An 11,609-nucleotide genomic window follows, 5' to 3' on the forward strand; every position below is an offset into this window, starting at 1 on the left:
ACTGATATATGAACAAACAGGAATTAGCAAATAAAATATGGGAATCAGCAAATAAAATGCGTTCTAAGATTGAAGCTAACGAGTATAAAGACTATATTTTAGGCTTTATATTCTATAAATTTCTATCTGATAAAGAGGTCTCTTTTATGGAAAGCCAGGGGTCTTCTAAAGAGGAAATGAAGGAGTATCTGGTAGATACAGATCCTGAAACTGTAGAGTGGATTCAATCAAAAATTGGATATTTTATCTCTTATGACAATCTTTTCTCAACATGGCTTGATATGGGAAAAGACTTTAACGTAGCCAATGTAACAGATGCACTATCAGCATTTAACCGTCTTATTGCAAAGGACTATTCTAAAGTATTCTCTGGAATATTTAACACTTTGGAAACTGGACTTGCAAAACTTGGAGAGACTGCAGGTAAACAGACTAAAGCAATAAGCGATCTTATTCAACTTATTAAAGATATTCCAATGGATGGAAAACAGGACTATGATGTTCTTGGATTTATATATGAATATTTAATTTCTATGTTCGCTGCTAATGCAGGTAAAAAAGCTGGAGAGTTCTATACTCCTCATGAAGTATCTCTTTTAATGAGTGAAATAGTAGCTGAACATTTAAAAGATAGAAAAACAATCCAGATATTTGACCCTACTTCAGGAAGTGGAAGTTTGCTGATTAATATTGGTAGGTCAATTGCAAAACATATGGACGATGCAGATAACATCAAATACTATGCACAGGAACTTAAACAAAATACATACAACCTTACAAGAATGAATCTGGTAATGCGTGGAATACTCCCTGCTAATATAATTACCAGAAACGCAGATACCTTAGAAGACGACTGGCCTTACTTTGATGAAAATGATCCAGTAGGAACATATGAACCTCTATATGTAGATGCTGTTGTATCAAATCCGCCATATTCACAACCTTGGGATCCAGAAGGAAAAGAAAATGATCCAAGATACAGTAGATTTGGAATTGCACCAAAAGGAAAAGCTGACTATGCCTTCCTTCTTCATGATCTATACCACATAAAACCAGATGGACTTATGACAATAGTTTTACCTCACGGGGTTTTGTTCAGAGGTGGAGAAGAGGGAACTATACGTAAAAACCTCATTGAAAATAACCACATCGATGCAATTATAGGTCTTCCTGCAAATATATTCTTTGGAACAGGTATACCTACTATTGTAATGGTACTAAAACAAAAAAGAGAGAACACAGATATATTGATTATTGATGCTTCTAAAGGATTTATCAAAGAAGGAAAACAAAATAAACTTCGTGCATCTGATATAAGACGAATAACAGATGCAGTGAAATATAGACTGGATGTGGATAAATTCAGTAGAAAAGTTTCAAGAGATGAGATAAGAGAAAATGACTATAACCTTAATATACCAAGATATGTAGATTCTTCAGAAAAACCTGAAAGTTATGATATCTACTCATCTATGTTTGGTGGAATTCCTAAAAATGAGATAGCTGAACTTAATAACTATTGGGAAGCTTTTCCAGACCTTAAAAAGGCTCTTTTTACTGAAGATGGAGAAGATCACGTTACAGTAAAAGAAAAAGATATAGAGGAGATTGTTAAAAACCATATATCAGTTACTAATTTCCAAAAACATTTTGAAAATGCCTTTAATGGATTTGCTTCTTTAATGGAACAGAATTTAATTAAAAACATGGAAGATGTAAATGTAATGAAGGAACAAAATATTCTTGCAAAAGAGATATTTAAAAGACTTGAAGATATTCCTTTAGTTGATAAATATGAGGCATTCCAAATGCTTGATGATAAATGGACTGAGATAGAAAAAGACTTTGAAATCCTTAAAAGTGAAGGAAAAAGCGTTACTACAAAAGTCATACCTAATATTGTAATAAAGAAAAAAAGCGGAAAAGATGTAGAAGTTCAAGATGGATGGACATCTCCTATTATTCCTTTTGAACTAGTACAGTCAACTCTTTTAAAAGATGAAAAAGAAAAACTTCAAGATAAAGAGGATATGCTAAATCAGGTAATAAGTGAACAACAGGAAATATTTGATTCATTCTCTGAAGAGGATAAAGAGGAACTAAATGAGGAATTGAATGCCGATAATACAGCCTTTTTAGCTGGAAATCTTAATAAAAAAGTTAATGAACTTTTAAAAGAACACAAATTAAGCTTTTACACTGAAGAAAGTATTGAATATAGGGTTATAACTACTAAAAAACTTTCTGACAAAGAAAAGAGATTGAAAAAAGAGATAAGTGATGGAGCTGACAAACTTCATATCCTTACTAAAGAAACAATTGAAAATCTTAATGAAGAACAAATAGATATGCTGCTTAATAAGAAATGGATTGAGCCTGTTTTAAATGGACTTCGTGAAATTCCTAACACTATTGTAGAGAATTTCATTAAAAAGATTCAGGCTATGGAAGAAAAATATGCTACAACATTTGCTGACATTGAAAAAGAGATACGTGAAACAGAAAAAGAACTTATCGGATTTATTGATGAATTAACTGGTTCAGATGCCGATATGAAGGGGCTTATGGAGCTTAAGCTGTTGCTGGGAGGTGAATAGTATGAGTAAGAAAAAAACACCTGCCATTAGATTTAAAGGGTTTACTGATGATTGGGAACAGGAACAGTTAGGTAAATTATGCGAAATATATGATGGAACTCATCAGACACCTAAATATACTGAAAGTGGTGTAATGTTTTTATCAGTTGAAAATATAGGAAAACTAAAATCAAATAAATTTATATCTGAACAAGATTATAAAAAAAATTTCAAGGTATTTCCCGAATATGGTGATGTTTTCATGACTAGAATAGGAGATATCGGCACTGCAAATGTATTACAAGAAAGACAACCTATTGCATATTATGTAAGTTTAGCTCTACTTAAACCATTATATTTGGATTCCTTTTTTTTAAATGAATGTATTAACTCACCTTCTGTAAAAAAGGAACTCTGGCATAGAACTTTACATATAGCTTTTCCTAAGAAAATTAATAAAAATGAAATTTCAAAAGTTTTAATCACTTACCCAACAATCATAGAACAAAAGAAAATAGGTCAATATTTTAAAGCACTGGATAACCTTATTACCCTTCATCAACGTAAGTGTGAAAAGTTGAAAATATTTAAAAAAGCTATGCTTGAAAAAATGTTTCCTAAAAATAATAAAAAAATTCCAGAAGTAAGATTTAAAGGATTTACTGACGCTTGGGAACAGTATAAATTTGAGCAACTATATAAAAAAATTAATGTCAAAAACGACTTATCTTACACTGAGCAGGATATAATTTCAGTTGCAAATATGTATTATAAAACTGATACATATATTTCTAACAAGGAATATTTAAAAACATATAATGTTTTTAAAATTGGCGATATTGCCTTTGAAGGAAATAAAAATAAAAATTTTACTCATGGCAGATTTGTTGCAAATACAATAGGACCAGGCATTATTTCCCATGTTTTCGATGTATTTACACCCATCATGGATTATGATTTATGTTTTTGGAAATATGCAATTAATAACGAACTTATTATGCGTGATATTTTAATTAGGTCAACAAAATCTTCTACCATGATGACTAATCTTGTAGCAAATGATTTTATGGAAGAAAAAATGTTAGTCCCATGTGTTCCAGAACAAAAGCAAATTGGACAGACTTTACAATGTATAGATAACCTTATTACCCTTCATCAGGGTATGGATTTTGCACAAAATTACAAAAAAATTAGTATTTTAGCTATAAAAACAGAAAAATATTTAGGGAGGAGGACACAGAAATTGATTTTTAAAAGCGAAGCAGACTTTGAAAAAGCACTCATTAATGATTTGAAAAAAAATGGATGGGCAAATGAAGTTTTGAAATATCCTACTGAAGAAGATCTTATTCAAAACTGGGCAAACATCCTTTTTGAAAACAACAGAGGTCGTGACAGATTAGGTGATGCTCCTCTAACAAAAACTGAAATGAAACAAGTTTTAGATCAAATTAACAACCTGAGAACTCCATTAAAGCTGAATGGGTTCATTAATGGGAAAACCGTCTCTATAATCAGAGATAATGAGGATGACAAAGAACATCTTGGAAAGATGGTCAGCCTTAAAATATATGATAGACATGAAATAGCTGCAGGACAAAGTAGATATCAGATAGCACAACAACCTATTTTTAGAGCAAAATCTCCCATTTTAAATGATAGACGTGGTGATTTTATGCTACTTATCAATGGAATGCCTGTTATTCATGTTGAACTAAAAAAACATGGTATTCCAGTAAGTCAAGCGTATAATCAGATTGAAAAATATGCCCATGAGGGAATTTTTACAGGAATTTATGCTCTGGTACAGATATTCGTTGCTATGAACCCTGAAGAGTGTGTTTACTTTGCTAACCCAGGACCTGACGGAAAATTCAACCCAGACTTCTACTTCCATTGGGCAGATTTCAATAACGAGCCATTAAATAACTGGAAAGATATTTCAACAAGACTCTTATCAATCCCTATGGCTCATCAACTTATTGGATTTTACACTGTAGCAGATGATTCAGATGGAATTTTAAAAGTTATGAGATCTTATCAATACTATGCAGCTAATGAAATTTCAGATAAAGTTTCTAAAATAAAATGGGATCAAAATCATATTCGTGGGGGATATATCTGGCATACTACTGGAAGTGGAAAGACAATGACATCTTTTAAATCAGCTCAGCTTATTGCTAATTCAAAAGATGCTGACAAAGTTATTTTCCTAATGGATAGAATTGAGCTTGGAACTCAATCTCTTCATGAATATAGAGGATTTGCAGATGATTCTGATGATGTACAAGCTACTGAAAATACACATACTCTAATATCAAAACTAAAAAGCAATGACCCTGCAAATACTTTAATTGTTACATCTATTCAGAAAATGAGTAGAATTGAACTTGATGAAAATGGCCTTAATGCTGCTGATATTAAAAAAATGAGTAATAAACGTATTGTATTTATTGTAGATGAGGCACATAGATCAACCTTTGGAGATATGCTTGCTACAATTAAAGAAACCTTCCCTGACGCAGTTTTCTTTGGTTTTACGGGTACTCCAATATATGATAAAAATAAAAAGAAAAATTCAACTACATCTACAATATTCGGAGATGAACTTCATAGATATACTATTGCAGATGGAATCAGAGACGGAAATGTTTTGGGATTCTATCCGTATAAAATAAATACGTATAAAGATAAGGATCTTAGAAAAAAAGTTGCTCTAAAAAAAGCAGGTTGTCTTACAGAACTGGCAGCTATTAGTGACCCAAGTACAAACTCTATTTACATGAAATACATACAAGATGTCCCTATGGCTGGATATACTGATGAAAATGGAAAGTATATAAGTGGAATTGAAGATGAAATAAAAAAAGTACAATATGAAACTGATACACATAGAAATATGGTGTTGCAGGATATTTCAGATAACTGGTTAACATTAAGCCAAAATGGTAAATTTCATGGAATATTTGCAACAAGTTCAATAAATGAAGCAATAATTTATTACAGACTATTTAAAGAAAAGATGCCTAACTTAAAAGTCACTGCTCTTTTTGATTCAAATATTGATAATAATGGAATCAGTGATAAAAGCAATCCACTATTCAAAGAAGATGGTCTTGTAGAAATAATGCAGGATTACAATGAAAAATATGGAATGAGTTTTGATCTTGCTACACATAATCTTTTTAAGAAAGATATCTCAATGAGACTTTCGCATAAAGATACGTATAAATTCATTGAACGGGACAAAGATAAACAACTGGATATTTTAATTGTTGTAGATCAGATGCTTACTGGATTTGACTCTAAATGGGTAAATACCCTTTACCTTGATAAAGTCCTTGTATATGAAAATATTATTCAGGCATTTTCTAGAACTAATAGACTTTTTGGTCCAGATAAACCATTTGGAGTAATAAGATATTATCGTTTTCCTAATACAATGGAACAGAATATTAAGGAAGCAGTAAAATACTACTCTGGAGACAGAGAGGTAGATCTGTTTGTTGAGCATCTTCCATATAATTTAAATAAGATGAATGAAATCTTTAAAGATATACAGGCTCTATTTAAATCAGCAAAAGTAGAAAATTTTGAAACTCTACCTAAAGACCCAACTGAAAAAGGACAATTTGCAAAGCTATTTTCTCAATTTAATAAATACTTTGAAGCCGGAAAAGTGCAAGGATTTACATGGAAACAGGATGAATACGTATTTGACAACCATGAATCAATAAAAGTGTTAATAACAGAACAGATATATAACGTACTTCTTCAAAGATATAAAGAGTTGGCAAAAGAGGAGCATGAGGAACAAGAAGATGTTCCTTATGATATTGAGGGATATCTTACAGAAATTGATACTGGAAAAATAGATAATGACTATATGAACTCAAGATTTGAAAAATATTTAAAAGATCTTGATCAAAAACATATTAATCCTGAAGAATTTCAAAATACACTAAATGAACTTCATAAATCTTTCGCAAGTTTAAATCAGGAAGAGCAGAAATTTGCCAATATCTTTCTTCATGATATTGAAAGCGGAGATGTAAAGCTTGTAAAAGGAAAAACATTCAGAGATTATATAACAGACTATCAGGTAGCTTATAAAAATAAACAGATTTTAAATCTTCATAACGCTATTGGAGTAAGTGTAGAACTTGTTGAAAAGTTCCTTGAATCCAATGTAGATGAAAAAAACATAAACGAATATGGTAGATTTGATGATCTTGAAAAAACTGTAGACAGAAAAAAAGCAAAGGAATTTCTTGAAAAGAAAAAGGGAAAAAAGATACCTCCTTTCTTGATAAATCGGGATATTTCAAATCTCCTAAGAGAATTCATTATGAGCGGTGGATTTGATATTTACGAAGAAGAAAAAGATAAAAAAATCATTGAATATTTTATGAATACTACTCCAAATCGTAATGCTGCTGATAGTGGTCAGGAAAAGAAAAACAAGAAATAAAAATATATCATATTAAGAAAAAAGTCAGGCAACTGACTTTTTTTGTTTCTTTTTATAGTTTTTATCCAAGTTATTAAATTTTATTGTTTAATGAAAAGATATTTAATTATATAGTCTTATTTAGTTAGTTTTAATAATATAATGACAATTTATTTTGTTATATTTTTTCTAACAAATGATTGGGAACAGTATGAGTTACAAGATATAATAATAAAAATTATTGATTTTAGGGGTCGAACTCCTAGAAAATTAAACATGTCATGGAGCAATAAAGGATACCTTGCGTTGTCTGCTTTAAATGTAAAAGATGGATATATCGATTTTTCACAAGATGTACACTATGGAAATGATGAATTATATAACAAATGGATGCTTGGAAATGAATTACATAAAAACCAAGTTCTTTTTACAACCGAAGCTCCAATGGGAAATGTTGCTCAGATTCCTGATGATAATAAATACATTTTATCACAACGAACTATTGCCTTTGAGGTAAATTCCAACTTTTTAACAGAAAATTTTTTGGCTTATTTATTGAAAACTCCTCTTATATCCAATACCTTAATTTCTATGTCTAGTGGTGGAACTGCAAAAGGAGTAAGTCAAAAAAATTTATTACAAATTTCACCTATTATTCCTAAAAATACAAATGAGCAGATTTTTTTAGGAAGTTATTTTAAAGCACTAGACAACCTTATTACCCTTCATCAGCGTAAGGTTGAAAAATTACAAATAATTAAGAAATCTATGCTTGAAAAGATGTTTGTGTAGATGAAATTATAATTAAAATTTTAAAATTAAAAAATAAATAAAAATTCTATAAAATATATAAAAAATTAGCTGAAATATCACAAAAATTGTCTAAAAATTAAAAAATATTGATTTTTTTGCTAAAAAAACGACTATAACTTGGGAACAGGAACAGTTAGGAAATATTACACAAATAACAATGGGACAGTCTCCTGATGGTAAAACTTACTCTAAAACACCTAGTAAATACATCCTTGTCCAAGGAAATGCTGATTTGATTAATGGATGGGTAAAACCAAGAATCTGGACTACACAGATTACAAAAAAAGCAGAAGCCGGAGATCTGATTATGAGTGTAAGAGCACCAGCAGGTGAAATTGGAAAAACTAACTATGATGCTGTAATTGGAAGAGGAGTAGCCGCAATTAAAGCAAATGAATTTATTTTCCAAACTCTTGTAAAATTAAACGAAGAAAATTACTGGAAAAAGCTATCTTGCGGTTCAACTTTTGAATCATTAACTTCTAACAATATAATTACTACAGAAATAAATACTCCTTCATCAAAAGAACAAGAAAAAATAGGTCAATATTTTAAAGCACTGGATAACCTTATTACCCTTCATCAGTAAAAGTTTGAAATCAAAAAACCAGACATTTATTTTACAAATGCTCACTTCCAGTTATACACAAAAACTATTTGAAGTATAAACTTTTTATGTAAAACTACAAGCTAAATAACTCTAAAACACTCATATATTCATCCACCTAAAAAAAATATATCAAAATATATAAATTTTATTACTAAATAAAAGCGTAAGTCAATTTAAAAAGGAGGGATTAAACATGACAAAAAAAGTAAAGAGCAAAGAACTGTTTTGTGATTTTTACAAAAGATGGATTGAAGTTTACAAAAATGGTGCTGTGAGAGAAGTAACAATGAAAAAATATATCATGACTCACAGATGGCTTACAAGACTTGTACCTGATTTAACTTTAGAAAACTTTGATAGAATTGAATATCAAAAGCTTATCAATGGTTATGCTAAAACTCATGAACGGCAGACCACAATGGATTTTCATCACCAAATTAAAGGAGCTATTTTAGACGCTGTTGACGAAGGACTTATTGACAGAGATCCTACCAGAAAAGCTATCATAAAAGGAAAAGCACCTAAAGCTAAAAAAATAAAGTACCTTAACCAATTTCAACTTCAAACTTTACTTTCCAATCTTACTCTCAAAGAGGAAATTAACTGGGACTACTTTATTCTTCTAGTTGCAAAAACAGGAATGAGATTTTCAGAAGCACTGGCTCTTACACCTGAGGACTTCGATTTTAGACACCAGTCTGTATCTATTTCAAAGACCTGGGATTATAAAGGAAAAGGTGGATTTCTTCCTACCAAAAACCGTTCATCTGTACGCAAAGTACAAATTGACTGGCAAACTGTGATTCAATTTTCAGAACTACTAAAAGATTACCCATTTGATAAACCTATATTTGTAAGTAAAGATAAAAAAATCTACAATTCAACTATCAATGATAAACTTACAAGATTATGCAAAAAAAGCAAAGTACCAGTTATTTCAATTCATGGTTTAAGACATACTCATGCATCACTTCTTTTATTCGCTGGAGTATCAACTGCCAGTGTTGCAAGACGTCTTGGGCATTCCAGTATCAACACTACTCAGAAAACTTATTTACATATAATACAGGAGCTTGAAAACAAAGATATCGACCTGGTTATGAGAACTTTATCAGGACTTTCATAGTATTTTATTCAATTGACTTGCATTTTATAATAAAATAAGCAGATGATTTCCCATCTGCTTATACTTTACATTTCCTTTTCTAGCTCCTTCAATGCCTGATATACCATCTCTATACGAGGTTTGATACTATCTACTACCATTATCTCCTTATCTCCATGAGCACCATCACCAATCGGTCCCAGACCATCTAGTACATGGCACCCTTCATAAGCCATATAGTTTCCATCAGAGCATCCTCCAGTTTTTACCCACCTCATATTCAAACCACAATTTTTTCCCTTTCTATTCATCAACTCAATAAATTTCTCTGTTATATCATCACCTAACATAGGAGGTTTAAATCCCAAATCCGTAATTTTAGAACTTACTCCTTGTATAAATGGTTTGTCATGTAATTTTTTAAGAGTTTTTACTATCTTCTCATACTCATTTATATCATCATACCTAATATCCAGTTGAAACTGAGCTCTTTCAGCTACAACATTTGCTCCAATTCCTCCATTTACAGTTCCAATATTAACAGTAGTTCCCTTTTCATAATCGTTTAGAGATACAAGAGTTGTAATCCAGTATGCCATCTCATGAATTGCACTTGCTCCCTCTTGAGGATTTACCCCAGCATGGGCATACTTCCCATGAAATTCAATCAAAAAACGTCCCATTCCTTTTCTTTCTTTTACTCCTGCACCATTTCTTCTACCTGCTTCAAATACCAGTCCATACTTGCTCTTCTTTCCTAAACTTCTTATCCATTCATTTGAATACATTGAAGATATCTCCTCATCACTATTTATTGCAACACATAACTTTAATGGCGTATTTTCAGATACAAGTTCTTTAAAAATATAATAGATATTTAAAAGTCCTGATTTCATATCACAAACTCCAGGTCCATGAGCTATCTTACTGTCACATGAAAAGGGTCGTTCCAATACAGATCCTGTAGGAAGGACAGTATCCATATGTCCTACCATCATTACATCTATCCCTTCAGACTCTGGATGATTTCGTATCTCAAGACAAGAACCTGCTCTATCATCAAATCTATATCTGTTTACCTCTACATCCAGTTCACCATAAAGTTTTTCTAATATATCTGCTACCCTATCTACTCCTTCCTTATCAAAGCTATTACTATCTATATTTACAAGTTTTTCCAATATATTTAAATACTCATCAAGATTAAAATATTTCATGTCCAATTCCCCCCTACCCTTAATGATACCCTATTTTCTTTAAATAATAAATAAAAGAAGACTGGAATAAACTAAGTTTATCCAGTCTTCCTATACTACTAGAATATATTGCTTATTACTTTCAATAATTCAGCTTTAAGCTGTGGTTCAGCTTCCTGAAGTTTTAAGTTAACCTGGTTAGCTGTACTTACTACTCTAGTTTGATATTTATTCATATTAGTACTATTTGCTGATTCAGTCATATTTACTCCTCTAGTACCTTGAGTAGTTGCATTTACTGCATTATGACTTACTTTGTAAGGTGTTTTTTCACTTACAAGGATATCTGTTATCATAGTATAGTAGTTGTCTGAAACCATAGCGTCAGCAACAACTCCAGCTATTCCTCCGACAATACCCCAACCTACTGCAGTATTTGCAGAACCAGTATTGTATGCTCCTATTGTTGCACCAATACCAGCACCAGTAAGTCCTGTTAAAGCTGCTTCTGATTCTTTAAGATCCATCTTTCCAACATTTAGAAGATTTACCTGTAACCAGTAATTTGCATTATTTGGTGTATTTACAATTTTATATCCTTTTCCTATAAGTACATTCTTTATATCCTGTTCAAGTGAAATATTCGATGTAGAAGTATTTTTTACCTGCACGAATACAGTTTTGTCTCCAATGAACTGTGGATTTAACCATATAGTCTCTGACATTTTTGTTTGAGTTTCAAGATTTCTCTTTTTTACAGCAGTATCAAGAGCTGAACATCCACTAAAAGCCAAAACCAATGTTGTTAGAACTAACAATATTATTTTCTTCATATTGTCCTCCTTTTCTAATACTAATT

Annotated in this window: 7 protein-coding genes; 5 read left to right on the plus strand and 2 right to left on the minus strand. The window is 31.1% G+C overall.

Annotated features, from left to right (window positions below; translation table 11 throughout):
• Window positions 1-8 precede the first annotated feature (8 nt).
• The 5 genes from IX290_RS02255 (at window position 9) to IX290_RS02275 (ending at window position 9,575) form a co-directional block, all read left to right on the plus strand.
• Window positions 9-2,597, plus strand: coding sequence for a type I restriction-modification system subunit M (locus IX290_RS02255; protein WP_211491580.1), 2,589 nt, complete (start codon window positions 9-11; stop codon window positions 2,595-2,597).
• A gap of 1 nt (window position 2,598) precedes the next feature.
• A complete protein-coding gene (locus tag IX290_RS02260) occupies window positions 2,599-7,047 on the plus strand; it encodes an HsdR family type I site-specific deoxyribonuclease (protein ID WP_211491581.1) in 4,449 nt (1,482 codons plus the stop codon).
• Between the two features lie 141 nt (window positions 7,048-7,188).
• Window positions 7,189-7,818 (plus strand): restriction endonuclease subunit S, encoded by a 630-nt coding sequence (locus IX290_RS02265; protein WP_211491582.1) that lies wholly within the window; start codon window positions 7,189-7,191, stop codon window positions 7,816-7,818.
• A gap of 133 nt (window positions 7,819-7,951) precedes the next feature.
• On the plus strand, window positions 7,952-8,428 hold the full coding sequence (locus tag IX290_RS02270) for a restriction endonuclease subunit S (RefSeq protein ID WP_349290733.1): 477 nt from the start codon (window positions 7,952-7,954) through the stop codon (window positions 8,426-8,428).
• A 214-nt stretch (window positions 8,429-8,642) separates the two neighbouring features.
• Window positions 8,643-9,575, plus strand: a complete 933-nt coding sequence (locus IX290_RS02275) for a site-specific integrase (protein ID WP_211491583.1) — start codon at window positions 8,643-8,645, stop codon at window positions 9,573-9,575.
• Window positions 9,576-9,640: 65 nt separating this feature from the next.
• On the opposite strand, the gene IX290_RS02280 is transcribed toward IX290_RS02275, so the two are convergent.
• Window positions 9,641-10,771: a M20 family metallopeptidase gene (locus IX290_RS02280; RefSeq protein ID WP_211491584.1), complete on the minus strand. Its 1,131-nt coding sequence runs from the start codon at window positions 10,769-10,771 to the stop codon at window positions 9,641-9,643.
• A 98-nt stretch (window positions 10,772-10,869) separates the two neighbouring features.
• Window positions 10,870-11,583 carry a complement resistance protein TraT gene (locus IX290_RS02285; protein WP_211491585.1) on the minus strand — a complete coding sequence of 238 codons (714 nt, stop codon included), beginning with the start codon at window positions 11,581-11,583 and terminating at the stop codon, window positions 10,870-10,872.
• Between the last annotated feature and the right edge of the window lie 26 nt (window positions 11,584-11,609).

The sequence above is a fragment of the Fusobacterium sp. DD2 genome (genome assembly GCF_018205345.1).
Lineage (GTDB): Bacteria > Fusobacteriota > Fusobacteriia > Fusobacteriales > Fusobacteriaceae > Fusobacterium_A.